Origin of the sequence: Pseudomonas sp. SIMBA_068 (assembly GCF_046534705.1) — a bacterium.
In the GTDB taxonomy this organism is placed as follows: Bacteria; Pseudomonadota; Gammaproteobacteria; order Pseudomonadales; family Pseudomonadaceae; genus Aquipseudomonas; species Aquipseudomonas putida.
Genome location: NZ_JAWRYI010000007.1, coordinates 234,550 through 259,352 on the forward strand (window position 1 = coordinate 234,550; position 24,803 = coordinate 259,352).

Here is a 24,803-nt window from a genome sequence, read left to right on the forward strand (position 1 = left end):
TGATTGCCTCTGATTCTTCAGGAGCCACCATGGACGATTCCAGCCAAGGCAAACCCCCAACCTTCTGGCAGATGCTGCACAGCATCCTCGCCGCCGCCTTTGGCGTGCAAAGCGGCAAGAACCGCGCTCGCGACTTCACCCACGGCAAAGCCAGCCATTTCATTGCACTGGGCACGCTCTTCACCCTGATATTCATTATGGTGCTGATCGGGTTGGTGCAGCTGGCCCTGCACCTTACCGCCCGCTAGAAATGAAAACGCCTGCGGGATTCCCTCCCGCAGGCGCTCTGGCTACATCACGGTCTAAAAGAAAAGTCTACTGGTGGCTGACCCAATACACGGCAGTGACCACCACCAGGACGATCAGGCAGAGGATCGCCCAAGCATCGACGCTGCTGTCAGCTTTGCGGACCTTGGTTGAGTTTCCCATTGCATTGCCTCTTGTAGTGGTTATGGGAATGCACTTCACAACCAGCAGTTAAGACGAGCAATGCCCTTCCCTCAAGCAAGGTCTTTCAATAGTCGACCGGTGACGTCAGAAACGGGTACTGGTAGCTGGCCGGCCGCCCTTCGGCGCTGTAATGCAGAAAGTCGACGCCATAGTCGGGCCGTTCCAGCAGTTTCAGCCAGCGCCTGGCCTTGGCCTGGTCGATTGCCTGCAGTACCGGGGCACTGTGCACGCGCTGGCCGTCGCGGTTCAGCGCGACACCCTGGGCATCGTCGTGCAACATCACCATGGCCCAACCGCCAAGGGTGAAGTGCCCCCCCATCAGCGCGCTCAAGCGCCCGTCGATGCGCGCACGCAAGGCCTCGGGCGAACTGTTGACGGCGCCGAACAGCACGTCACGCCCCGGTGTGCGCCCGGCCTCCTCGAACGCCTGCATCGCACCAAAGGCCATCTCGTCATTGGCCGACCACACCAGGCGAGTGGCCGGGTATCGCTCCAGCAATTGCTGCGCCTGCTCGTAGGCGCGCTCGCGGCTCCAGCCGCCGTATACGACCTGGCGCAGGCGGACCTGAGGGAAGTCGGCCAGGGCGCGGCGCATGCCCTCCTCGCGCAGCTGCGAAGCCGGTGTGGTCTTGAGCCCGGCAAAGGCCACCAGGTCCACCGGGCCTGCGTCACGAGGCAGTTGCGCAACCATCAGGTGCAGCATCTGGAAGCCCGCTTGCTCGTCATTGCTCATCAAGGTACCCAAGGGCTCGGCATACTTGTCGGGCTGGGTCTCGATGCTGCGGGCCTGGCTGGGGGTCAGGCCATTGTTGACCAGCAACAGCTTGACCCCGGTGCCACGCGATAACCGCAGAATTTCGGGTGCCACGTACTGCTCGTTGACCAACACCAGGTAATCCGGCCGATGCGCCCCACCCAGGATCGCCCTGGCCTGGGTCAGCGCCAGGTCGGCGCGGCGCTCGCTGTACTCCACGCGCAGGGACATGCCCAGTTCGTCCGCAGCGGCCTGCATGAAGCGGGTGTAGCTGGTCCAGAACGTCTCGGTGGACAGCCCCGGATTGAGAAACACCACCGAGGCCGGCTGCGCATTTGCCGCCAGTGGCAGGGCAAGACACAAGCTTTGGCACAGGGCCTTGAGCATGGGGTCACATCTCTGCGAAGCAAACCCCGGATTATAAACGCCTGGCTACCGCCAGCGTATAAATGGCAGTCAGTCTCACATAGTTCATTTGGTTCTTTTCATATGCAAAAACATCACTTTAGCGCATAACCGCAACCTGATATCGTTCCCCGGCTCCGTACCGGAGTGCGCGGCCGTGCGCGCGAATAGCTGCATGCCTGAGACAGGACTTTTATGTACGTATACGACGAGTACGATCAGCGGATCATCGAGGACCGCGTCAAGCAGTTCCGTGATCAGACCCGCCGCTACCTGGCCGGTGAGCTGAGCGAAGAAGAATTCCGCCCTCTGCGCCTGCAGAACGGCCTATACATCCAACGTTTCGCGCCAATGCTGCGTGTCGCCGTGCCGTACGGCCAGCTGAGCGCCCGCCAGGTCCGCACCCTGGCGAAGATCGCTCGCGACTACGACAAGGGCTACGCGCACATTTCCACCCGCCAGAACGTGCAGTACAACTGGCCGGCACTGGAAGACATTCCGGACATTCTCGCCGAACTGGCCACCGTGCAGATGCATGCGATCCAGACCAGTGGCAACTGCCTGCGCAACACCACCACCGACCAGTTTGCCGGTGTGGCCGCAGACGAAATCATCGACCCGCGCCCGTGGTGCGAAATCGTCCGCCAGTGGACCACCTTCCACCCGGAATTCGCCTACCTGCCGCGCAAGTTCAAGATTGCCATCAACGGCTCGCAGGAAGACCGCGCTGCCATTGAAGTGCACGACATCGGCCTGGAGCCGGTGCGCAACGCTGCTGGCGAGCTGGGCTTCCGTGTACTGGTCGGCGGCGGCCTGGGCCGTACCCCGGTGGTCGGCTCGTTCATCAACGAGTTCCTGCCGTGGCAGGACCTGATCAGCTACCTGGACGCCATCCTGCGCGTGTACAACCGTTACGGTCGCCGTGACAACAAGTACAAGGCGCGGATCAAGATCCTGGTCAAGGCACTGACGCCTGAAGTGTTCGCCGAGAAGGTCGAGGCCGAAATGGCCCACCTGCGCGGCGGCAGCACCACCCTGACCGAAGACGAAGTGCAGCGCGTATCGCGCCATTTCGTCGACCCGGACTACCTGGCCCTCGAAAACGTCGACTACGCCGCCCAGGACGCCGAAAACCCAGGCTTTGCCCGTTGGCGCTCGCGTAACACCCGTGCCCACAAGCGCCCTGGCTACGTCGCTGTAACCCTGTCGCTGAAGCCTACCGGCGTTGCCCCGGGCGACCTGACCGACAAGCAGCTGGACGCCGTGGCCGACCTGGCCGAGCGCTACAGCTTCGGCTTCCTGCGTACTTCGCACGAGCAGAACATCATCCTCGCCGACGTCGAGCAGCGCCAGCTGCACGCGCTGTGGCTGGAACTGCGCGAAGGCGGCTTCGCCACCCCGAACATCGGCCTGCTGACCGACATCATCTGCTGCCCGGGTGGTGACTATTGCTCGCTGGCAAACGCCAAGTCGATCCCGATCGCCGAGTCCATCCAGCGCCGTTTCGACGACCTGGACTACCTGTTCGACATCGGCGAGATCGACCTGAACATCTCTGGCTGCATGAACGCCTGCGGCCACCACCACGTGGGCCACATCGGCATCCTCGGCGTGGACAAGAAGGGTGAGGAGTTCTACCAGGTATCGCTGGGCGGCAATGCCGCGCGCGGCGCGAGCCTGGGCAAGATCCTCGGCCCGTCCTTCGCCCAGGATGCCATGGCCGATGTGATCGAGAAGCTGATCGCCGTGTACGTCGAGCAACGTACCGAGGAAGAGCGTTTCATCGACACCTACCAGCGTATCGGCATCGACCCCTTCAAGGAACGCGTCTATGCAGCGAATCATTAAGAACAACCAGATCGTCGACGAAACCTGGCACCTGCTGCCCAAGGAAACCTCGTTCGACGAGCTGACCAACTGCGACGACTACATCGTGCCGCTGCAGCTGTGGCGTGACCATGCCCACGTGCTCAAGGCCCGCGACGGCGGCCTGGGCGTGTGGCTGGACAGCGACGAAGAAGCGGAAGAAATCGGCGAAGACGTGCAGTACTTCCAGGTCATCGCACTGAACTTCCCGGCCTTCACCGACGGGCGCAGCTACTCCAATGCGCGCCTGCTGCGTGACCGCTACAAGTTCAAAGGCGAGCTGCGCGCCATCGGCGACGTACTGCGCGACCAGCTGTTCTTCATGGCCCGTTGCGGTTTCGATGCGTTCGCCATCCGTGCCGACAAGGACCCGGAAGACGCGCTGCAAAGCCTGAAGGACTTCTCGGTGACCTACCAGGCCGCGACTGACGAACCGCTGCCGCTGTTCCGCCGCCGCTGATCGTCCCGCTCCAGCGAACAGCCCGCCCCTCGGCGGGCTGTTTCGTTTAAAGGCCGTGGCGCTGCATTGCCTCCCGGCTCAACGCCAGCAAAAGCTGGTTTCGCACGGCCTCGCGCTCAGTGCAGATTTGCTCGATTTGCGCGAGATAGTCGCCGTCACTCAGTGTTTTCCATTGCATGAACAACGTATCCAAGCGCTGCTGGAAAGGCACCTCCATCTGGCTGAAGCGTGCCGCCTGGTGTTCGTGCAGGTAGGCCTGCCAAAAGGTTCGATCTGCCAGGGCCTGCGCCAAGACTTGTGGTGTTTCCTCTCGCAGAACCTCGTTGCGTGCAGCGTCCAGCTCGTCAGGGCCCACCCCGCTGACACTCTGGTACATCAGTTTGTCAGGCTGCGCAGGGAGGTCGAGGCTATCCGCAAGCTTTACGCGATAGGTCAAATACACCTCGACGGGATCGATAGAATGCTGCTCAGCAATATGCCGGGCCGCAATTGCGTTGACTTTGTCCAGGCGGGCTAAAGAACGCCCCAGCATCACCAGCGCCCGCTCCTTGTGCAACCCATCGCCAGCTGTTCCAGCCCTGGCGACCATCGCGCCAATCTCCAGTTCGCTGAGCGTAAGCAGCAACTCGTCACTGCAACTGCGCGGCCGGCTAGCTTGCTCGAACAGGCTCGCACGCACTTCAGCGTGCTGCTCGCAGGCATCAAGGATGTGCCACACCCGCAACTGAAAATCGCGGGGCTGTGCGTGGTATTCACGCAGGCCCTGCAAGTCTGAAATGAACCGGAACAGATCACTCGCACCGTCCTCCCGGTACAAGCGGGCCCAGAGCGCCAGTCGCGCCTCGCGCTGCGCCGTGGAAAACCCCGACAGCCAAGGTAATGCAGCGCTCGGGCCCGACGATGGGTGAGGTGCGAGCCGACGTGCAGATAACCCGGCGGACGCTCTGGCCAATTGCAGGCGCTGCACGGTCTGATCCGAGAGTGGATTGTCGTGCAGCTCCAGGCCCTGCAACAAGCGAAGCGGCAGCGCAGACAGTGCCTCAGGCAGCGTTTGGATCTGGTTGTCACGCATGTCCAGCAATTCCAGGTTGCCGTGCCTGGCCAGATCAACGGGCAATTCGCCCAGCCCGGTGTTGCGCAAGGACAACCGGCGCATCAGCGGGAACGATGCCAATGGCGGCAGCAAGCCTACCGGGTTACCGTTCAGTTCGAGGCGGCGTAGCCCCTCGAGCTGGCTGAGGCGCAGGTTGTCGTCGCGGGTAAGTACGATCTGGTTGTCAGCAAGGCGCAGGTTTCTCAATTCGCCCAGTTGCTCGATGCCTGCCGGAAGCCGGGTCAGCTGGTTGCCCCGCAAATCCAGGTTACGCACGTTGCTGAAGCGAACCAGGAAACCCGCCTCGACGCTCGTCACCCGCATATCGCGCAATGTGAGGTGTGTGATGTGGTCGAAAGACACATGCTCAGGCAAGGACGGCAGATTGCCCACCCGCTCACCCACGATGCTCAGGTGGTAATCACCCGCTACATCACCCGGCGTCGCGCGCTGCCAGCTCATCATGATTCGCCTGGCAACCTTGATCCGGCGCCAGCGGCGAACCAGGTTCAGCCCTGGCTCACTCCGCCAGGCGTGCAATGCCTGCTTGAGGCTGACCTTGGCTTGTAACAGTTGGCTGACATGGTTCCACGGCTCTACACCCCGCCGAGCCAGGTCTTGCAGGTATGCCTGCAACTCTTCACCGGTCATCAGCGGGAACACATGATTCAAAGTGCGCCGCAGCGCCTGGCGGCTCCCCGACAGGTGGCCACTGAGCGGGTAGCCCAAGCGCCCATCGAACAACCGCAAAGGGGGGCGAACGCCTTGCCCCACCGGGGCCAGCCCAATCATTCGGGCCGCCGCCTCCCGCTCGCCAAGGGCATCGCCCAGCCCGCCCTGCGCGAGCCTTTCGGTATCAGCATTTACCGCAGCAGGCTGACGCAACCCTGCCAAGGCGCGATCAATTCGGCTGTCACGTACGGCCCAACGTGCTCGCTCCGCCAGGGTAAGCGGCACCCGCCCCGCATCATTCAGGCGCTCGAGCTCGACACTGTTGGCCTGCTCGACAATTTCTCGTGCGCAGCGATGGGAAAGGCCAGGGAAGTCGCGCATCAGCACCTGGTCCGCAGCGTTCGGGTTGACCTGCCGCTCATTGAACAATTCCTCGAATGCCTCACCCCGCAGAGTCGGAAACTCATTGTGCAGGTGCCAGCGCTCGATGGCATCGAGCAAACGCGCCGGTGGTGCTGCGCTCTCCAGAACCAACCGGCGCAGCTGGTCAGCGCCGTAACCTGTAACCTGCACGCCAAAGGCTGCCGCCTCGTCGGAAATAGCCGCTGTGCGGCTGGCAAGCCGGCGAACCATGTAGGCGGCGTCCTGCCAGCGCTGCGGTTGCTCGAACTCATGCACCCATCCCCCGGCACCATTGTGCTCGAGTGCCGGTAAATAGGCCCCCGGCCTGGACGGATGATGAATGCGCCATGCTCCATCGTCGCCTTCACTTACCTCATAAGCGGCATCGTGCAGGCGCCTCAGCGAACGGCCATTTTCATTGATGGCCTGCCCTGGCGGCAGGTCGATGCCCGCTAGCTGATAGCCTCGCAAAGCCGGATCACACAGACGCAACTGGCCATCCGCCAGGCGTACCGGCACCAGCGCATCCACGCGTGCCACGCGCTGGGCGAGCTTGCCGAGAGCCACCGCCCCTGCAGCCGTCAACGCCCCTGTCACCACCGTCTCCGCCACGTTGAACAGGTGGCCCAAGGCAGCGTTGCGATCACCTAGCTGCCAGTCTTCGTACCCTTCGTAGACTTCGCCCGCCAACTGCGCGACCGTGAGCCCGAGCATGGCCTGGCCCAACCCGGGCACAAACAGCGCTGCCAGGCCTGCCACGCTGAGCCCCAAGTCAAGATAGCCTTGCAGACGGGCCTGGCGGTCGGCGATATCCTCATCCTCCGTTGATACCGCCAGTACCCGTGCATCATCCAGCATCTTGTCGAGCAGCGCTTTGCGCAGCGCGGTGAACACGTCGCCTTCGACCGCAAAGCAGCGGCCATCCAGCTCAAGCGGTAAAACAGTATTGCCCTGCCTCAGCAGCGCGTTCAGGGCCGTGTAGAAAGCAACGCGATCCCGCTCTGCGACAAAGCGCTGAAAGAACTGGCGATACGCTTCGTCACGCATGCGTACACCCAGCGTCAGGTACAGCAGTTCCCAGTTGGCATGCCAGCTCACTGCGGCGTACCGGTCCTCAGGCAACCATGCGATAACGCCAACCAGGCGGGCGTTCTGACGCACTTCGATCGCCAGTGCGCCAATGATCTTCTTGCCCAGCAGCCTCAGGGTGTGGCACCTCACAACGGTGTCCTCGGCAGGCCCTGATGATGCTTCGACAACATGGCGGATACGCTGATACGTCAACTCGTCAATTTCACCCTTGACCCTGGCGACAACCGCGTCAAGCTCCAGCCTGGCGCTCAATGCCTCCTCCATGATGGCCTCGACCTGCATACCGGCCATGCTTTCGGTTTGCAGCTGCGATTGCAGATGGCGTTGATAATGTCGACCGATATCGAGGCTGCGACAGAGCTGGGCGAAGACCTCAACGCTCAATGGCAGCCTCTTTCCACTGGCATTGACCAGCTGTGACCCTGTGGCGAACCAGCCCGGTCGAGTTTCATTTTCGTGGAAGTTGTGCAGTGCCGCCGAAAGCAGCGACTGGGTACTTTCGATCCGCGTCGAGGAAGTTGGCAAAGCAGGCGATATCGGCGGATTTGCCCGCAGGGTCACCCATCTGACCCTGGCCAGGCGTAGGTCTACCTGTGTGATGGAGCGCGCCGCGAGCGCACTTTTGAGCAGCGCCTCGGCGAACTCGTCCAGAGGCTTGAGGGCCTGCAACCTGGCGTGGAGTTGCTCCTGCGCCCGCTGCTGACGCAATGAAGCTGCGCGCAACAGTGTCAGGTGTTCGACGCGAGCGCGCTTTATCCAGCCAGGCAGATGACTGGCAATCAGTGCATCGATGGAATCGGCAGGTATCACAGAAGGGGTCATGGGCAGTGTGTCCGCTTGATAAAAGCGTTAGCTGACCAAGGTCTCACCCCGTTCTGGCGTTACTTATGTAATGAAGGCCAGGGTGAAACGCGATTCTTGCCCGCAGGTCAAAGGACTTTGACGCAGCAGCCGGTTATTCGTTGCCCTGCGAACCTGCACACAGGCTGCCACAGGATCCAACCCCACTTCCCAGGAGTAAGCCCATGAGCGTTCCTTCCTTCGGCCTCGGCACCTTCCGACTCACTGGCCAGACCGTCAACGACTCGGTCAAATCGGCCCTTGAGCTGGGCTATCGGGCCATCGACACCGCACAGATCTACAAGAATGAAGCGGAAGTCGGCCAAGCCATCGCTGAAAGCGGCGTACCGCGCAGCGAGCTTTTCATTACCACCAAGATCTGGGTCGACAACTACGCGGCGGACAAGCTGGTCCCAAGCCTGCGCGAAAGCCTGAAGCAACTGCGCACCGACTACGTCGACCTGCTGCTGATCCACTGGCCAGCCCCAGGCAACGGCGTAGCGTTGCCGGAATACATGACCGCACTGGCCGAAGCGAAGAAGCTGGGCCTGACCCGACAGATTGGTGTGTCCAATTTCAACATCGCACTGACTCGCCAGGCCATCGAAATCGTTGGCAAGGGCGAAATTGCCACCAACCAGATCGAGCTCAGCCCGTACCTGCAGAACAGCAAGCTGGCCGCGTTTCTCAAGGACCAAGGCGTCACCGTCACCTCGTACATGACCTTGGCCTATGGCAAGGTCCTGAAAGACCCGGTGCTGGCCGACATCGCGGCCAAGCACAAGGCCACCGTCGCCCAGGTTGCCCTGGCCTGGGCCCTGCAACTGGGCTACGCGGTAATCCCGTCTTCGACCAAACGCGAAAACCTGGCCAGCAACCTGCTTGCCCGCGACCTGAAGCTGGACACCGACGACATGGCACGCATCGCCACGCTGGAACGCAATGGCCGCGAGGTCAGCCCTGACGGCCTGGCGCCTGCCTGGGACTGATGGCTGGAACGGCCGCAACCCGGCCAAAGATGCACTCGCCTATACCCCTAACTGGGCCTCTGATCAACCCAGCGGCAGCACGACCCTTGCTTGCAAACCGCCACCGGGGCGGTTGCTCAGGGTCAGGCTGCCGCCTTGTTCCAGCACGATGGCCCGTGCTGCGGGCAGGCCCAGCCCCACTCCACCCGTGTCCCGATTGCGCGAACCTTCGATACGGTAAAACGGCACAAATACCTGCTCCAGCAGCGCCGGCGCGATGCCCGGGCCGCGGTCTTGCACGGTTATCTCGATCTGCCTGGCACTTAGCGCCAACACCACCGATGGCTCGCGACCGTACTTGGCGGCATTGTCGATCAAGTTGACCAACACCCGCTTGATACCCACCGGCCGCCCTGTATACACACAACGGCGCGGCCCGCTGAGGCCGACCTCGACACCCGCATCCTTGAAATCGTCCACCACCGTGAGCAGCAACTCGCCCAGGTCGAACACGGTCGTCTGCTCCAGCCGCGCATCATCACGGAAAAACGCCAGCGCGGCGTCGACCATCGCCTGCATCTCATCCACGTCCTTGAACAACTTGGCCTGTAGCTGGGCATCGTCGATGAACTCGGCACGCAAGCGCATGCGCGTCAGCGGTGCGCGCAAGTCGTGGGAGATTGCCGCCAGCATCTGGGTACGGTCGTTCAGGTAATGCTTGAGCTGGGCCTGGGTGGCATTGAACGCAAGAATGGCCTGGCGCAGGTCGTGCGGGCCAACCACCGGAATCGGCGGGGCGTTGAAGTCCTTGCCAAAACGCCGCACCCCCTGGGCAAAGCGCTCCAGCGGCTTGGCCAGATAGCGTGTAGCCAACAGTGCGACGACCAGGCTGGAAACCAGCATCAACACCAGGACGACCAGGTTGCGCGGCAGCTCCTCCAAGCCCCAGCTGCGGTCTGTGGCTCGAAACAGCACCCACGACTTGTCGGCCAGCTCGATCATCAAGGCATAGCCACGCTCAGAGGTGTATTCCGGCATATCGGACGGCTCGAACGCCTCGACCCTGGCATCCGGGCGCTTGAGCAGCGCACGCAGGATAGGCGTGCCCTCGCGGAACTCGGCATCGACCAACGCAGGCACTCCCGCCTCGTCATGGCGTCGCAACCATCGCACGGAATAGGAGCCGTCACCTGCCGCAATGGCGATATTGGCACGCTGCGCCATGGGCGCGGCATCGAGGATGCGGGTCACCGCTGCAACCTTCTCGATCACCCCGCTCTCCAGCAGCGGTGGTTGCGCCCACACACTCAGCAGCAGGCTGAACAGCCCCTTGAGCAGCAGCAGGAACAGCATCGCTGTCAGCGTGGTCAACGCAATCCATCGGGCAATGGTGATTCTGGGCTGCGGCAGGGCCTGGCGAAACCGGGCAACCAGGCTCATCGCTTCGCGACCATGGGGGTGAACAGGTAACCGGCGTTGCGCAGTGTACGGATCAGGGGCTCATGCCCATTGTCGGTTTCAAGCTTGCGGCGCAGCCGGCTTACTTGCACGTCAATGCTGCGGTCATAAGCGTCGTAGGCATCACCACGGGCCATGTCCAGCAATTGCTGGCGGCTAAGCACCCGACGCGGGTGTTCGGCAAACACCAGCAGCAGTTCGAATTCGCCATTGGACAAGGGGATCATGACGTTGTCCGGCGAGCGCAATTCGCGCCGCACCATGTCCAGCTGCCAGCCGGCAAACTCAAGGCTATTACTGGTGTGGCCCGCCGTGCCCACTGCCTTTTCGCCGGCCCGACGCAAGACTGCCCTCACCCGCGCCAGCAGTTCACGGGCAGCAAACGGCTTGGTCACGTAGTCGTCAGCCCCCAGTTCCAGGCCCACAACCCGGTCGCTCAACTCGCCCATGGCCGTGAGCATGATCACCGCCACCTTGTGTTCGGCCAGCAGCCGCTGGCACAACACCAGGCCGCTGTCGCCGGGCAACATTACATCGAGGATGACCAGGTCAGGCACCCGCCGATCAAGCGCCTGCCACAGCCCCTGGCCATCCTGGGCCACGTCCACTTCGTAACCATGCTGGCGAAGAAACTTCTGCAGCAGGTCAAGCACCTCGACATCATCGTCGACTATCAGCAAATGGCTCACGAAAACGCACCACAGACAAGGTAAACAAGCCGTACTTTAAGGCCATGCCCCTGCGGTCGTCATATATTTCAACCCGGAAACAAAGTGTCAGTGCCGAGACGATCCGGACATTACCGGGCAACGAACATTGCGCAGCATCGCCGCCAGTTCTTGCCAGGAATGTGTCTATGTCCCGTTCATCATCCACCTCCCCTACGGCGCGCTCTGCTGCGCTGGTGTTATCGCTGCTCGCGGCCGGAGCCTGCAGCCAACGCGCTCACGCCACCAGCGCCTGCGGCAACCTCGCCTATCAGGTCAGTGACCCGCTGGAGCCGGCCAACCGCGCGGTATTCGCCTTCAACCGCACGGTCGACGACTATCTGCTGGCGCCTGTCGCCCGGGGCTATGGCATGCTCCCCGGCTTTGCCCGGCAAGGCGTGCACAACTTTGCCAACAACTTTGGCGAGCCCAAGGTATTCGTCAATGACCTGCTGCAGGGTAATGGCGATCGGGCGATGACCAGCCTCGCACGCGTCATCTTCAACACCACCCTGGGTGTGGCGGGCGTAATCGATGTGGCGGGCAAAATGGGCTTGAGCCAGCACAGGTCAGACTTTGGCCAGACCTTCGGGGTTTGGGGCATCGCCAATGGCCCCACCGTCGAACTGCCGCTGTTGGGTACGCACAACCTGCGCGACGCAACGGGCAGCGTGTTGAGCCTGGCGGTGGACCCGTTCGGCGACAATAGCGATACGGTCACCCTCAGTACCGTGGCCACTGCCGGGCATGTCGTGGACAGCCGCGCCGCCGCGCTACCGTTGACGGCCTGGCTGCAAACTTGGCCCGATTATTACCTGGCGCTGCGCGACTACACCGCGCAGCAACGCAACAACCTCGTAGCAGAAGGCAAGGCAGGCAAGCCCGGAACGTGGCAAGCCAATTGCTCGCAGGTAACCGGCCATGAATGATGCGCAAGCGGCCATGCTGGTGTTCCGGCGCCTGGAAGGCGCCGCCCGGCAACCGTTGTTGCTGCACGAACTGGAGGCTCGGGTGTCCGCCGACGGCCGCAATCTGGTCCTCAGCCGCTATCGCGAACGCTACACCGCCGAAGGCAAACCGTACCGGCACGAGGCTCACCGCAGCGTGCCGATCGCTGCATTGCTGCGCTGGATGGCCAGGCACGAGCGATGATTCTGAAGCGAGCCGGGTATTGATCTTTCACCGCGATCAACTGTAAGAGCGGCCTTGCGTCGCGAACGGGCTGCAGGGCAGCCTTAGTCAGCAGCCTTGGGCTCGAATACAGTCACCGCTCGCGCATCCACCGGCTTGGGCAGCAACCCTTCGCGGTAGAAGGCATCGGCAATGCGTTGTTGTTCACCAAGGTTGTCCAACTGCACCGGCTGCACGTCATAGCTGCGTCGGCCATTGGCCTGCTGCACCGTGGCGCTGTCCAGGTTGCCCCAGAGCGGCCCCAGCACCCGGGCAGCCGCTGCGGGGTTGGCTTTGGTCCAGGCACCGATCTCGCGCAGCGCCTGGTACACCTGCTGCAGCACTTCAGGGTGCGCCTTGGCGTAATCGCTGCCGGCCAGGTAGTAACGCTGGTAGCTCGCCAGCTCGCTGCCATCAGCCAGAACGCGCGCATTCTGCTGGCGCTGGGCGCTGGCCACGTAGGGGTCCCAGGTGACCCAGGCATCGACCTTGCCATTCTCGAACGCCGCCCGGCCATCGGCCGGGATCAGGTACGCCGGGGTAATGTCCTTGAAGCTGAGGCCGGCCTTGGCCAAGGCCTGGATTAACAGGTAATGGCTACCCGCCGCCTTGGTCACCGCCACCCGCTTGCCCTTGAGGTCGGCCAGGGTCTTGAGCGGCGAGCTGGCTGGTACCAGGATGGCCTGGGCCGAGGGCGATGGCGCCTCACGAGCAAAATAGGTGAGCTTGGCACCGGCCGCCTGGGTGAACACCGGCACGGTGTCGGCCACATCCGCAGACAGGTCGACATTGCCCAGGTTAAGCGCCTCCAGCAGCGGCAAGCCGCTGGGGAACTCGTGCCAGCTGACGCGGATACCCTCGGCCTGCAGGCGCTGCTCCAGCGTGCCACGGGCCTTGAGCAGGGTCAGCAGGGTGGAGGATTTCTGGTAACCGATGCGCAGGGTCTGCTCGGCGTTGGCAAGCGACGGCAGCAGGCCACCGAGCAGCAGGCCCAGGGCCAGGTGACGCAGATGTCTACGGTGCAGCATGGGGTGTCTCCAGGTCAATGTTGGGCCAGCGAGTCAGTGGCGGGCACGGTAAAGCCCGTGGCGAAGGTCGGGGCAACGTCCAGGCGTTGGTTCATAAGGCCGTGGGCGTGGTAGAAGTCGGCGGTTTCCTGCTGTTCGCCGATGGTCTTCGCGTCGATGGCCTGCCAACGCAACTGGCGGCGCTCGAATTGCAGCCGGGCAGCGTCCTGCGGGAAGCCGATGATCGCGGCCAGGGTTTGCGAATAGCTGTCCAGGTGCTGGTACGCCCAGACCTGGGCGGCGGCCAAACGGGCCAGGTAATCCTGCAATGCGGCCTTGCGCGCCGGGTCATCCAGCGCCTTGTCGGTGGCCGCCAGAAAACTGTTGCCACTGGACACCCCGCGGCCATTAACCAGCACCTTGCCCTGGCCGCTCAGCTCTGCCAGCGCGGTGTAGGGTTCCCAGGTCGACCAGGCGTCCACCGAGCCATTGGCCAGTGCGATCTTGGCGTCGACCGGGCCGAGAAAGCGGAACTCCACGTCTTTTTCGCTGAGCCCGACCTGATCCAGCGCCTTCAGCGCCAGGTGATGGCCGATGGAGCCACGGCCAGTGGCGATGCGCTTGCCCTTGAGGTCGGCCGCGCTGTGCAGCGCAGCATCAGGGCGCACCAGTAGCGCCGTGCCATACGGGTCTGACTTGTCCACGGCAATGGCCTTGACCGGCGCACCGGAGGCCAGCACGAAGAGCAATGGCGCATCACCGATGATGCCGGCATCGATCGCGCCGGCATTCAGTGCTTCGGCCAACGGCGCGGCAGCGGGGAATTCTGCCCAGCGGATGTCGTAAGGCAGGTCGCGCAGGGCATCGGCGGCCTCCAGCTGGGCGCGCATATTGCCTTTCTGGTCACCGATGCGCAGGGTCAGGCGGTCACTGGCAAATGCCTGTGTGGCCAGCAGTGTGACAGCGGCGAGCAGCAGCAGGCGAGATCGAATGGACATCCGCAGTTCCTTGCAGGTTGGAAGAACTGCGAATGTAGCGGGCCGCATCAAATAAATAAAAGTGATTAAAGTAATAAGCTAATATGCAAAAAATATTGAGCGCGAATAATCCTCGTCGTAACCAGTGGGTGATGATGGGAGCGCTTTGCGCCCCTGTCGCCGGACAGAACACGCAAAAACAGGACAGATCGCGCAAGCTTTTACACATCACTGCAACCTGTAACATTCAGTTTCATATTGCTCCAGGACAGTAGACAGCCCAAACCACTGCCTGAGGCCTGATCCGTGCTGCAACGTGTGCTCTGCTCCCTGTCCCTGCTCACCCTTGCCATTTCCACCGCCCACGCTGCCGAAGCGCTCGACACCCCGCGCCTGGCCGGCATGGACAATTTCCGCGACATTGCCGGCACCACCAGTGCCTACACCACCAGCCATGACGGCACAATGCGGGCGGGCGTGTTCTACCGCTCCAATGCCCTTACCCCGATCGCCGCCGACCTGGCTACCCTCAATGGCCTGGGTATCGGCGATGTGTACGACCTGCGCACCCCAAGCGAAACAGCCAGCACCCCCGATACCCTGCCGGACAGCGCCAGCTACACCAACATCGACATCATTGGCAGCACCACATCGGGCTCCAACATCACCAATATTTCCTTCAGCAGCGCAGAACAGGCGCGGGCGATGATGCAGGAGACCAACCGCGCCTTCGTCAATGACGCCGGCATGCGTGGCCAGTTTGCCGTGCTGTTCAACGAACTGGCCGCTGCCGATGGCGCGGCGCTGTTCCATTGCACTGCGGGCAAGGACCGCACCGGCTGGACGGCAGCGGTGCTGCTGAGCATCGCCGGGGTGGACGAGGCCACCATCATGAGCAACTACTTGGCAACCAACGACTACACCGCCGCCCGAGTGGCTGCCACCCTGGCGGCGATGCCGGCGAGCATGGCCGAAATCTATGCACCGTTACTGGGGGTCGAAGCCAGCTACCTGCAGGCTGGCCTCGATGAAATCAGCGCCGACTACGGCAACATGGAAAACTACCTCAAGCAGGGCCTGGGCCTGAGCGAGGAAACGATCTACGTGCTGCGCGGCAAGATGGTGCGCTATGGTTCCCTGCCCGGCGAGGCTGGCCTGCTGGGCAACGCTGCCGCCGGCGCGCAATTGTTGCGTGAGCTGCAGGACACTTCGCTGTCGGGCAGCTACAGCGCCTACAACTACTACCTGCAATCGGCCATCGATGCCGGCACACTCGGCGGCGTGACCTCGACGGTTGGCGGCCAGGTGCACGCGGATGCCGCCAGCTACCTGTTGCGCCAAGGCGCCATGGTCACGCGCGCGGCTTCGCCCTTTGCCGACGCCAGCAACGTCAAGGTCGGCCAGGCGCGCCTGTGGAGCACGGCGCTGGCCGGCTACCTGGGCACTGACGGCTCAGCCCATGCGGCCAGCAGCAACGAACACAGCCAAGGGTTGATGGTGGGCATGACCCAGCGCTTCTCCAAACAGCTCAGCGGCCATGCCGGTTTTGGCTACAACCGCGGCAATGTGGGCGGTGCCGGTGGCGAGGCCGACACTGACCTGACCTTCCTCAGCCTGGGGGCACGCTTTGCCCCGGGGAGCCTGGAGCACGGGCTGTTCATCGATGCCGTCATCAGCGGCGGCTGGCTCGACTACTCCAGCAAGCGCGAACTGGGCGGCGGCCTGGGCACGGCCAAAGGTGACAGCCACGGCACCCTGGCGGGTGCCAGCCTGGCATTGGGTTATCGCCTGCCCACCCATGGCGTGGTGCTGGAGCCAAGCCTTGGCGTGCGGGTCAGCCACGTCGACCTGAACGGCTTCACCGAGAAAGGCAGCGAACTGGCCCTGCAAGTGGACGACCTGAAAGAAACCCGTCGAAGTGCGGTGGCCAACCTCAAGGCGTCGTTCGCGCCGATTCCGGTAGGCAGCTGGCGGTTGGTGCCGGGAGTGGAAGTGGGTTACGAGCATGCCCTGGGTGATCAGCAGGTGGATAGCCGGGGGCATCTGCTGGGGCTGGATATCGAGCAACGTGCGGCATTTGACAACCGCGATCAGTTCACTGGCGGGGTGAGCCTGATGGCCAACCTGGGTGCATTGAGTGTCGGCGGCGAAGTGGCGGCGATGGGCGGAGGCGACAGCCACGGGGTGAGTGGCAGCCTCAAGGCCAGCTACGCGTTCTGATCCTGTAACCGCTGGCACCGGCTTTGCCGGTGCCCGGCAGCGCTAACCACTGCGCCGTAATTCAGACGGGCTTACTCCGAACGCCTGCTGGAAGTACTGGGCAAAACGCCCCGCGTTGCTGAACCCATGGCTCAAGGCCACTTCGGCCACCGACCCGCCCTCCCCGCGCGCCAGCACCTGGCGCGCACTTTCCAGCCGCACCTGCCGTTGATACCCGGCAATCGAGGTCCCGGCAAAACGGCGAAAGCCATCCTGCAAGGCGCGCAGGCTGACATTGGCCAACCCCGCCAGCTCGGTGCCACTGACCAAGCGCGCCGGGTGCTCGTGCAGGTACGCCATCGCCAGCTTCACATGGCGCGGCGCCAACCCGGGCGCAGGGCTGCGCAGGGCATCGCTATAGTTGTGCGGCCAGGCCTCCAGCACCGCATCCACCATCATTTCCTGCAGGCGGGTCGGCATCAGCACGCCGGTATTGATCAGCTGGTCGAACTGCGTACCGGTGGCCATTTCCAGCAACGCACGTATGCCCTGGAACACCGGCAACGCCAGGTCCACCACCGGGGCAAAACACACCGGTGCCGCCAAGGGTTGGCCTAACAACAGGGACAGGCGCTCGGCAAACAACCCGCGGTGTATCGACATGCCGCACTGGGCATGGTTTTCGGCAAAGCGCACCGTGCGAATATCGCGTTTGTCGACCGCCAGCCCCACCTGGGCATCACCAACCGATTCGCCTCGGTGATCGAAAATGATCTTGCCAGCAGTAGACAGCACGAAGGTGATCTCGTCCTGTGGCGTGGGCAGGGTGATGCTGAAATCCCCACCATACTGCAGGCGTCGCACGCTCATGCCTTCAAAGCGCCCATATACGCCGCCAATGCTGATGCCCTCGGCCAGCGGCGGCATGTCGGCATACAGGTTGCCGAACATCTGGGTGAACAAAGCACCAAAGTCATCGCTGCGCATGTCGCGAGAGCGGAGGATGAACGGCTTGCGGGTCATGCCGGAATGCACTGTAGGTTCACCTGTGCAAAGGGGGACCCGGATGCTGCCATGCCCGTATGACAACCGCGTTAAAGAGGCAGCGAACCTGCCAAGCCGTGTACAGTACCCCTACAACAACGCCCGCAAAGGAGCCCGGCACATGACCGTGACGCTATCCCCCCTGCAGATCGACTGCGCTTTCGATTCCGGCAACATCCAGGTACTGGACGCCAGCAACCCTGCCCAGGTGCACCTGGCCATCCGCCCGGACACTCACAGCGGCCACTTCCAGTGGTTCCACTTCAAGGTCAGCGGCCTCACCCCCGGTCAGGTTCATCGCTTCAGCCTGGACAACGCCAGCGAGTCCTCCTACAAGAACGCTTGGGCCGGCTATAACGCCGTGGCCTCCTACGACCAGCACACTTGGTTCCGTGTGCCCAGCCAGTTCGATGGCAAGGCACTGGCCTTTGAAGTGAAGGCCGAGCAGGAGCAGATCTGGTTTGCCTACTTCGAGCCCTACCCACGCGCGCGCCACAACCAGTTGATCGAACGTGCCCAGCAAATCGAAGGGGTCGAGCTGTTGGCCCATGGCCGCAGCGTGCAAGGCCGCGACATCCCCCTGCTGCGCGCCGGCAACGGTGGCGCAGGCAAGCGCAAGCTGTGGCTGATCGCCCAGCAGCACCCGGGCGAGCACATGGCCGAGTGGTTCATGGAGGGTGTGATCGATCGGCTGCAAGCGAACGATGACGTCGTTCAGCAACTGCTGGCTAAAGCCGACTTGTACCTGATCCCCAACATGAACCCCGATGGCGCATTCCTTGGCCACCTTCGCACCAACTTCAAGGGCAAAGACCTCAACCGAGCCTGGCAGGATGCTAGTGTCGAGCTGAGCCCGGAGGTGTTCTTTGCCCAGGCGCAGATGAAGCAATATGGGGTGGACGCGTTTATCGACGTGCATGGGGATGAGGAAATCCCGCATGTGTTCACGGCGGCCTGCGAAGGCAACCCTGGCTATACGCCGCGGCTGGCCAAGCTGGAGGAGCAGTTCCGCAGTACGTTGTGCAGCGTTACGCCGGACTTCCAGACGAAGTATGGCTACACACGTGATGAGCCGGGGCAGGCCAACACCACGCTGGCGTGCAATGCCGTGGGCATGGCCCATGACTGCCTGTCGCTGACGCTGGAGATGCCGTTCAAGGACCACGACGACGCGCCCGATCCGGTAACCGGGTGGTCGGGTGCACGTTCGAAGGCGCTGGCGGGGGCGGTGCTGGAGACCCTGTCAAAAATGGCGGACGATTTGCGCTGAGCCCTGCCTCACGCGGTCCCTGTAGGAGCGGCCTTGTGCCGCGAATGGGCCGCATAGCGGCCCCGGCAATCTGTGCTGGGTCTGCCATCCTGGGGCTGCTGCGCAGCCCATCCGGCCGGTCCGGCGCCCCGGCAAGGCCGCTCCTACAGGGGGACCGTGGTAGGCATGGGGTTCAGTCAAAACTGCACATCCAGTATCACGCTGTCGGAATAGGTTGCTGCCGGCGGCGTAGGCTGGTCGGTATAGACTTTGGCGTTGTAGTTGAACACCTGGCTACCCGTGCCGGTACCCGCACCGGGGTTTACGTCGGCATCCGTGCTGGAACGCCTGGCAGCCCCCGATGAACCCCAACGCACCACCCCTGCGCTCTTGAAAATGTCATAGGCCAGGTAGTTGTTGGCCGACGACTTCATCCGTCGCCGCCCGCCCGACACGTTCTGCCCGTCATCCAGCCCCACCGTGTAGTTGCTGCCCTTGGTGCACGACACGTTTATGCCCTGGCTCACCGTGCCAAACCCTGCCACCACAGGCGCACTGGCGAAGCTGATGTTGGGTGTGGTGATCTGGCAATCGTTGGTCACCGTCAGGGTCACCGTCAGCGGCTTGGTGCCCGTGCCTTGGTCAGTCCCGATACAAATGCCGCCTAACCCAATCCCATCGCAGTACTTCCATGTCCACTCGACATTGAGGGTTTCCTGGTAGAGCCCCGCCGCCACGTTGGCGTTGATCTGAGTGCGCATGTAGATCGGCACGGCTTTGGGCGTACCGTTGAGCAGCCCCAGCAAGTCGAGGATGCCGGTGGTCCTGAATTCGAAGCCCGTGCCGCGCGTGATCGGATAGGTAGTGGTGGCGTCGGCATACAGCGTGTAAGGGATGACATCTCCGGTGGGCCCTACCAGGCCGTTGGTGGCCGAGGTGATCTTCACCACGAAGGAATCGGTACTACTCAGCACACTCAGCACCGAGCCGTTGCACTGCAAACCCGAGTTGGCACTGGAAGCCGTCTGCACCGTGGTTCGTACCTGGGTCGAGTTGAGCGAGCCAAATGCCGCTGCCGAAGTCGCCACTGACGTGCACTTGGCCCAGGCCGGGCCCGCACACAGCAGCACGGCGCACGCCCACACCCCGCCCCACCAGGCCTTCATTTGCACACCAAGGGGCCGACCAAGGGGATCGAGCCTTGTGCCTCAGGCAGATCGAACGTCACCTCGCAATGGCCACCACCTTCCAGCTCCACCAGCAGGCGGTTGTGCGCCGCCAGGTTTTCCAGATACACCAGGCCATCCCAGCCCACCACGGCCTGGCTGCCACTTTCTTCATGAGTGACACGGCTGCCCAGCTTGAGCACTTGCTGGTTGCCATCGACCAGTTCGATGCTGGCCGCCATTACGCGTTTGAGCGGGAACTCCAGCAAGTAGCCGCTACCCCGGCGCACGGCCACACGCTGCTCCACCTCCGCTGCAAGGATGTCCGGTGGCAGGTCCATGGGGTCGATCTCGTACTTGCCGCGGTAATAGCCACTGCTGTACGGCACCAGCAAGTGCCCCTTGGCATCCGTGCGGCCGACATCCTGGTTTTCGTAGCGCACCGGCACCTCGGCGTAACCGCCGGTACTGACCACCACGAAGGCATCGTCGATGCGGTTGGCGGCGAATACGCCGGCATCCATCCACACCAGCGAGCCACTGGCGTCGGCCCAGCGGGTCATCGCGCCGCTGCTGCCATACACACCGGCCTGCAACTGCACCGACTGCAAGCGCCAGGTGACGTCGGCCTGGCGGTAGTCATCGCGGTCGCTGCCTGCGGCATAGCCCAGGTTGTAACCAACACCGCCACCTACCGGCACGGCGTGGCTGTAGTTAACTCGTTGCAGGCTTTCGCCTTCGTTGCTGCGCTCCATGCCCAGGGCCAGGGTTCCGTGCAGGTCGAACGGAATCACCAGCTGCGCCTGCACGGCCCACTGGCTGTCACCCACTTCACGGTTGGCAGACAGGTACACACTGCTGCTGCCCCATAGCGGCCTGCTGTAGCTCAGGTTGATCAGCCGAGTGCGCGTGCCGTCACCGGCGCGCACATCGAAGTAACCGGCGCCGATGCTGCCGTACTCGTTCAGGTTGAGGCTGAGGGTGACCTGTTCGCTGCTTTTGCTCAGTTGCATGTCCGGGGAGTCCACCCGGGTCAGGTCGGCGTAGTCGCCGTGGCGTTGCAGGCGCTGGTAACTGAAGCCAATGCGCTGGCTGTTGTACTGATAACCCAAGGCGACCTGGTGGCCCTTGTCACCGTCGAACCGGCTTTGCGCAAGGGCGGCGTTGAGCACGCCGAAGTTGCCCAGGCGCATGTTGCCGCCCAAGCCGCCCAGCATCAGCGATTCGGCAGTTTCGGCGTGGGTTTCCAGGGTGAACATGTCGCTGAGACCATAGCGCAGGCTGCCCGAGGCAACCCCGGGCCCATAGCTGAAATCGCGCACCGCGTAATCACGGCGCAGGCTACCGGCGGCCACCGAGTAATCGGACAGGCCCTTCTGCAGCAGGCTGCTGGTGACATAGAACGGCAAGGTGGTCGACACCTGCCGGCCAAGGGCGTCTGTGGTGACCACCACCGCCTCCCCCGCGCCATTGATGAACGGCACGTTGGTCAGGGTGTACGGCCCAGGCTGCAGCTCGGTGGTGCTGGACTTGAAACCGTTGATGAACAGGTCGAGCGAGGTCGGCACCGCAGCTTCGCCGGCGAACGCCGGTAACGGGTAAGTGACCAGATCGGGGCGTGCAGCGAAGTCGCGTGACACTTGCAGGCCGCCAACCCGCACCGAACTGCTCCAGGGCAAGGCGCCGGTCACGAAGTCACCGGCTTCGTAGGTGAGCAGGCGCTGCTCGTCGGTGAAGCGCCAGGTGGTGTCGTAACGCATGAAGCCCTGGCGGGTATCGTCCGCCTGTGCGCCAGTGAATGACTGGCGCCATTGCCCGGTACTGGAGAAGGTTCCCCAACTGTCGAACAGGCGCAGCTCGTTCCAGGCGGCCAGGTAGGTGCCGCCCTCATCGGTGTCGTTCAGATACAGGTCGTAGTTGAACAAGGCGCCGAAACTGCTGCGCGCATCGCTGGCCGGGTACAGGTTGCGGTCACCCACTTGCTGGTCTGGCAACCAGGCCGGCGGCACCTGCAGCAGCAGGCGCTGGTTCTGGGTGTCGTAGTCGGTGTGCAGCCCTGCGATGCTTTCCAGGGCCACCTCGCCCTGGGGATTGCCCGGCAACGAGATACCGGCTGCCCGCAACACGTCGCTGCCCAGGTACAACTGCCCGGCCCGTTGCTGCACCGGCACCAGTTCAGCCCTGGGCATCTGGTTCACCACCAGGTCCAGGTACAGGGTAGCGTCGGCGATGGCGGACATCTCCGTGGGCGGCGGGGGCAGGTCGTCGGCCAGCGCCAGCACAGGGCTGGTCATGACCAGCCCCAGGCACCAGCGGCGCGTCGTCGCCGAGAGCCATTTCACACACGGTTTCCAACCATTGCCGGGTCCTCCTTGGCCCCTGCACTGTATACAGTCGTTGACTCATTGGCCCTGGCGGATGGCGTCCGCTGCACTCTGGCCATTGATCCTGCCCTTCAGCACGCTGCCGCTGGTGGAGGCCACGGGAGTAGGCCAGCGCATGCTGGCGCCCGGCAACACATAACCCAGCAGGCCTTCGGCCAGTGGCTTGCTCTGGCTGCCTTGCTGCACCACCACATCGGTCAGCCGCGCATGCACGGGGCCTGTGTTGCGCAGTTCCACGTAAGGTTTGCCCTGCACCGTCACCGGCCGCCAGCTGAGCTGCGGCTTGCCCACGCCTTCGGCATTGCGTTTGCCTTCAGGGTCGGCCTTGCCCAACAGCCCCTCGCCATAGACGAACAGCGGCACCGAATAACGCATCTGCAAACGGATGGCCGCAGTAGCGCCGGGCTCGGCCTTGTCGACCGGGATGGCGGGCGGGATCTCGTCGATGATGATGCGGTAGGCCTGCTCCTGGCCGGCAGGTGAAGGGCCGGTACGGGTCAGGCGGATCAGCTGCTTCTGCCCGGGGGCAATGTTGGCCACCGGCGGGCTGCCGATGATCTCGCGCTGCGCCTGGAACTGTTCCTGGTAATCACCCTGGCGCCAGGCGAATACCCGTACCTGCAAATTGGCCGGCTCAGTGCCACGGTTTTCCAGCCACAGTGCACCGGCCTTCTGGTCGGCCTCCAGCACCGGGTCGATCGGCCAGATCAGCACCGAGGTGGCCGCCCCGGCCGGCAGGCTTGCCAGCCACAACAATCCGATCAATCCATGCGCCCACTTCGCGCCTGCCCGCATGCAGCTCTCCTTAGACACTTGTCTTTGGTGCGCTGGCCTTCACCAGGTCACCGTCACTTGCACCACATCGGTGTAGGTCCCTGCCGGCAGCACGCCGGTCAGCTGGACTCGCCCGTACACCGGCAGCTTGATCGCCGTCGGGTCGGAATAGCTCACGGCCACGCTCTGGCCGATCCCCAAGACCTGGCTGTACGCCGCGTCCCGGTATAACTGGTAAGCCAGCACTTGCGTGCCGCTGGTGCGTTTCAGGTTGCGTGTGCCACTGGCACTGTTCTGCCCGCCGTCCACGCTCATGCTCATGGCCACGCCCGGCGTGCACTGGAAGGTCACTGTCGAGCCACCCAGCGAGGTGCTGAGCAACGCTTTGGACAGTGCCGACTGCGAGCCATAATCGAGCGTGCCGTAACTGCTGACACCGCCCACCACCAGGCACCCGGCGACAATCTGCGCCGTTACCGTGAAGGTACTGGTGGTCACCGCCCCCAACGGGGCAGCCAACAGCATGCCGATTCCGGTCAGCCCACCCGCCAGCCAGCCGCGCATGGCTCAGAACGACAGTTCGACCGAAATCGTGTCGCTGTAGACCCCTGCGGGCAGGCCCGCCTTGCCCACGGCCTTGCCGTAAAGGTTGACGGTCTGGGCCACGCCAGTGCTGGTGGGCAGGGTGATGGTGCCGTCGATGGCCAGCAGCGTCGTACGCCCGGTGTCGGTGTACAGGTCATACGGCACAAAGTTGCCGGCCCCATCGGCGAGCGCACGCGTGCCACCGCTCGACTGGCCGTCATGCAGGCCTGCGCGCACTTTGATCGCGGGTACCGTACCCGCCGAACACAGGATACTCATGGCACCGCCCCCGCCTCCCAGCACCTGGGCATTGGCGGTGACGAACAAGGCATCCTGGGTACCGAAGTTCAAGGCACCGAAGTTGAGCCCCGACGTGCCAGAACTCCCATTTACCTGGCACGCCGAGATCAGCGTCAGGGTCGAGTTGATGCTGCCGGTCACCGTGGCGGCCTGGGCTTGGGAAGCCAGTGCCAGGCCCAGACCTGCGAGCATGCAGCATGAAAGGTTCGGTCGCATCGGGGTCTCCTTGCGTGGTTACCAGTCCAGGGTCACTCTGAGGGTGTCGCTGTACAGCCCGGCCGGCAGTGCGCGCGGTTGCGCCACCAGCACACCGTAAATGGGGATTGGTACTTGCTGGGTGCTGTTGATGGTGAAAGCACGCGCCTGGCCGATGGCGTAGCGGCTGTTGCCGCCCGGGTCGACCGCCAGTTGATAAGGGATCAGCTCCCGGCCGTTGCTCAGCCGGCGCACGCCGTCGTCGCCATTCAGGCCGCCATTGATCCGCACATTGAAGGCCCTTACTTCGGGCGTGCAGCTGATCTGCAGGGAGCCCGCGCCGCCCGCTTCGTCAACCCGGCTGCGCAGCGGCTGGTCCCAGTTCGGGCCACGCTCGCCAAAGTCCAGCAGCCCCGGGTTGCCCAGCACAGCCGGTTGCGTGTCGTCGCTGCTGATCTGGCAGGCTGCGCTGATCACCAACCGCGCCTGGATAAACCCGGTGGTGCTGCCATGCGCCACACCACCGGGCACCAGCAGCGGGCCAAGGGTAAGCAACAGTATCGAAGTGCGGTTCATGGCGTGGCGT

The 24,803-nt window shown here is 63.3% G+C and carries 21 protein-coding genes; 8 read left to right on the forward strand and 13 right to left on the reverse strand.

Features of this window, described 5'->3' with window-relative positions; genetic code table 11:
* Positions 1 to 29 precede the first annotated feature (29 nt).
* A complete protein-coding gene (locus tag SB756_RS17825; protein ID WP_086976649.1) occupies positions 30 to 248 on the forward strand; it encodes a DUF2970 domain-containing protein in 219 nt (72 codons plus the stop codon).
* Positions 249 to 514: 266 nt separating this feature from the next.
* Here the strand turns inward: SB756_RS17825 and SB756_RS17830 are convergent, their stop codons facing one another.
* A complete protein-coding gene (locus SB756_RS17830; RefSeq protein WP_341798186.1) occupies positions 515 to 1,591 on the reverse strand; it encodes an ABC transporter substrate-binding protein in 1,077 nt (358 codons plus the stop codon).
* A 213-nt stretch (positions 1,592 to 1,804) separates the two neighbouring features.
* Here SB756_RS17830 and SB756_RS17835 point away from each other — a divergent pair, with 213 nt between their 5' ends.
* Together SB756_RS17835 and SB756_RS17840 are read left to right on the forward strand one after the other, a co-directional pair.
* Entirely contained in the window at positions 1,805 to 3,457 is a 1,653-nt protein-coding gene (locus SB756_RS17835; RefSeq protein WP_341798185.1) for a nitrite/sulfite reductase, read from the forward strand.
* The gene (locus tag SB756_RS17840) at positions 3,441 to 3,935 is read left to right on the forward strand and encodes a DUF934 domain-containing protein (RefSeq protein ID WP_016485947.1); all 495 of its coding nucleotides are present in this window, start codon (positions 3,441 to 3,443) and stop codon (positions 3,933 to 3,935) included. The genes SB756_RS17835 and SB756_RS17840 overlap by 17 nt, the downstream gene beginning before the upstream one ends.
* Positions 3,936 to 3,981: 46 nt before the next feature.
* On the opposite strand, the gene SB756_RS17845 is transcribed toward SB756_RS17840, so the two are convergent.
* Positions 3,982 to 8,016 (reverse strand): NEL-type E3 ubiquitin ligase domain-containing protein, encoded by a 4,035-nt coding sequence (locus tag SB756_RS17845; protein ID WP_410911269.1) that lies wholly within the window; start codon positions 8,014 to 8,016, stop codon positions 3,982 to 3,984.
* Positions 8,017 to 8,219: 203 nt separating this feature from the next.
* Here SB756_RS17845 and dkgB point away from each other — a divergent pair, with 203 nt between their 5' ends.
* On the forward strand, positions 8,220 to 9,023 hold the full coding sequence (dkgB, locus tag SB756_RS17850) for a 2,5-didehydrogluconate reductase DkgB (protein WP_410911270.1): 804 nt from the start codon (positions 8,220 to 8,222) through the stop codon (positions 9,021 to 9,023).
* 63 nt (positions 9,024 to 9,086) lie between these two features.
* Here dkgB and SB756_RS17855 read toward each other — a convergent pair whose 3' ends face one another.
* Both SB756_RS17855 and SB756_RS17860 read right to left on the reverse strand, forming a co-directional pair.
* Positions 9,087 to 10,442 carry an ATP-binding protein gene (locus SB756_RS17855; RefSeq protein WP_410911271.1) on the reverse strand — a complete coding sequence of 452 codons (1,356 nt, stop codon included), beginning with the start codon at positions 10,440 to 10,442 and terminating at the stop codon, positions 9,087 to 9,089.
* Entirely contained in the window at positions 10,439 to 11,149 is a 711-nt protein-coding gene (locus SB756_RS17860) for a response regulator (RefSeq protein WP_410911272.1), read from the reverse strand. Before SB756_RS17860 ends, SB756_RS17855 begins: the two co-directional genes overlap by 4 nt.
* 167 nt (positions 11,150 to 11,316) lie before the next feature.
* On the opposite strand from SB756_RS17860, the gene SB756_RS17865 reads away from it, so the two are divergent.
* A complete protein-coding gene (locus SB756_RS17865; RefSeq protein ID WP_410911273.1) occupies positions 11,317 to 12,096 on the forward strand; it encodes a VacJ family lipoprotein in 780 nt (259 codons plus the stop codon).
* Complete coding sequence (locus SB756_RS17870) at positions 12,089 to 12,319, forward strand: hypothetical protein (RefSeq protein WP_410911274.1); 231 nt, start codon at positions 12,089 to 12,091, stop codon at positions 12,317 to 12,319. The genes SB756_RS17865 and SB756_RS17870 overlap by 8 nt, the downstream gene beginning before the upstream one ends.
* Positions 12,320 to 12,402: 83 nt before the next feature.
* Here SB756_RS17870 and SB756_RS17875 read toward each other — a convergent pair whose 3' ends face one another.
* Together SB756_RS17875 and SB756_RS17880 are read right to left on the reverse strand one after the other, a co-directional pair.
* The gene (locus tag SB756_RS17875; RefSeq protein ID WP_341798179.1) at positions 12,403 to 13,365 is read right to left on the reverse strand and encodes an aliphatic sulfonate ABC transporter substrate-binding protein; all 963 of its coding nucleotides are present in this window, start codon (positions 13,363 to 13,365) and stop codon (positions 12,403 to 12,405) included.
* A 14-nt stretch (positions 13,366 to 13,379) separates the two neighbouring features.
* A complete protein-coding gene (locus SB756_RS17880; protein WP_410911275.1) occupies positions 13,380 to 14,342 on the reverse strand; it encodes an ABC transporter substrate-binding protein in 963 nt (320 codons plus the stop codon).
* A 285-nt stretch (positions 14,343 to 14,627) separates the two neighbouring features.
* On the opposite strand from SB756_RS17880, the gene SB756_RS17885 reads away from it, so the two are divergent.
* A complete protein-coding gene (locus SB756_RS17885) occupies positions 14,628 to 16,541 on the forward strand; it encodes a tyrosine-protein phosphatase (RefSeq protein ID WP_410911276.1) in 1,914 nt (637 codons plus the stop codon).
* A gap of 42 nt (positions 16,542 to 16,583) precedes the next feature.
* On the opposite strand, the gene SB756_RS17890 is transcribed toward SB756_RS17885, so the two are convergent.
* Positions 16,584 to 17,555 (reverse strand): AraC family transcriptional regulator, encoded by a 972-nt coding sequence (locus SB756_RS17890; protein WP_410911277.1) that lies wholly within the window; start codon positions 17,553 to 17,555, stop codon positions 16,584 to 16,586.
* A 130-nt stretch (positions 17,556 to 17,685) separates the two neighbouring features.
* Here SB756_RS17890 and SB756_RS17895 point away from each other — a divergent pair, with 130 nt between their 5' ends.
* Positions 17,686 to 18,834 (forward strand): M14-type cytosolic carboxypeptidase, encoded by a 1,149-nt coding sequence (locus tag SB756_RS17895; protein ID WP_410911278.1) that lies wholly within the window; start codon positions 17,686 to 17,688, stop codon positions 18,832 to 18,834.
* A gap of 176 nt (positions 18,835 to 19,010) precedes the next feature.
* Here the strand turns inward: SB756_RS17895 and SB756_RS17900 are convergent, their stop codons facing one another.
* The 6 genes from SB756_RS17900 to SB756_RS17925 form a co-directional block, all read right to left on the reverse strand.
* Complete coding sequence (locus SB756_RS17900) at positions 19,011 to 19,979, reverse strand: spore coat protein U domain-containing protein (RefSeq protein ID WP_341798174.1); 969 nt, start codon at positions 19,977 to 19,979, stop codon at positions 19,011 to 19,013.
* Positions 19,976 to 22,273, reverse strand: a complete 2,298-nt coding sequence (locus SB756_RS17905; protein WP_410911279.1) for a fimbria/pilus outer membrane usher protein — start codon at positions 22,271 to 22,273, stop codon at positions 19,976 to 19,978. Before SB756_RS17905 ends, SB756_RS17900 begins: the two co-directional genes overlap by 4 nt.
* Before the next feature lie 108 nt (positions 22,274 to 22,381).
* Positions 22,382 to 23,158: a molecular chaperone gene (locus SB756_RS17910; RefSeq protein ID WP_410911280.1), complete on the reverse strand. Its 777-nt coding sequence runs from the start codon at positions 23,156 to 23,158 to the stop codon at positions 22,382 to 22,384.
* A 39-nt stretch (positions 23,159 to 23,197) separates the two neighbouring features.
* Positions 23,198 to 23,701 (reverse strand): spore coat U domain-containing protein, encoded by a 504-nt coding sequence (locus tag SB756_RS17915; RefSeq protein WP_341798171.1) that lies wholly within the window; start codon positions 23,699 to 23,701, stop codon positions 23,198 to 23,200.
* Positions 23,702 to 23,704: 3 nt separating this feature from the next.
* Positions 23,705 to 24,238, reverse strand: coding sequence for a spore coat U domain-containing protein (locus tag SB756_RS17920; RefSeq protein ID WP_410911281.1), 534 nt, complete (start codon positions 24,236 to 24,238; stop codon positions 23,705 to 23,707).
* 18 nt (positions 24,239 to 24,256) lie between these two features.
* Positions 24,257 to 24,793, reverse strand: a complete 537-nt coding sequence (locus tag SB756_RS17925) for a spore coat U domain-containing protein (protein WP_341798169.1) — start codon at positions 24,791 to 24,793, stop codon at positions 24,257 to 24,259.
* Positions 24,794 to 24,803 lie beyond the last annotated feature (10 nt).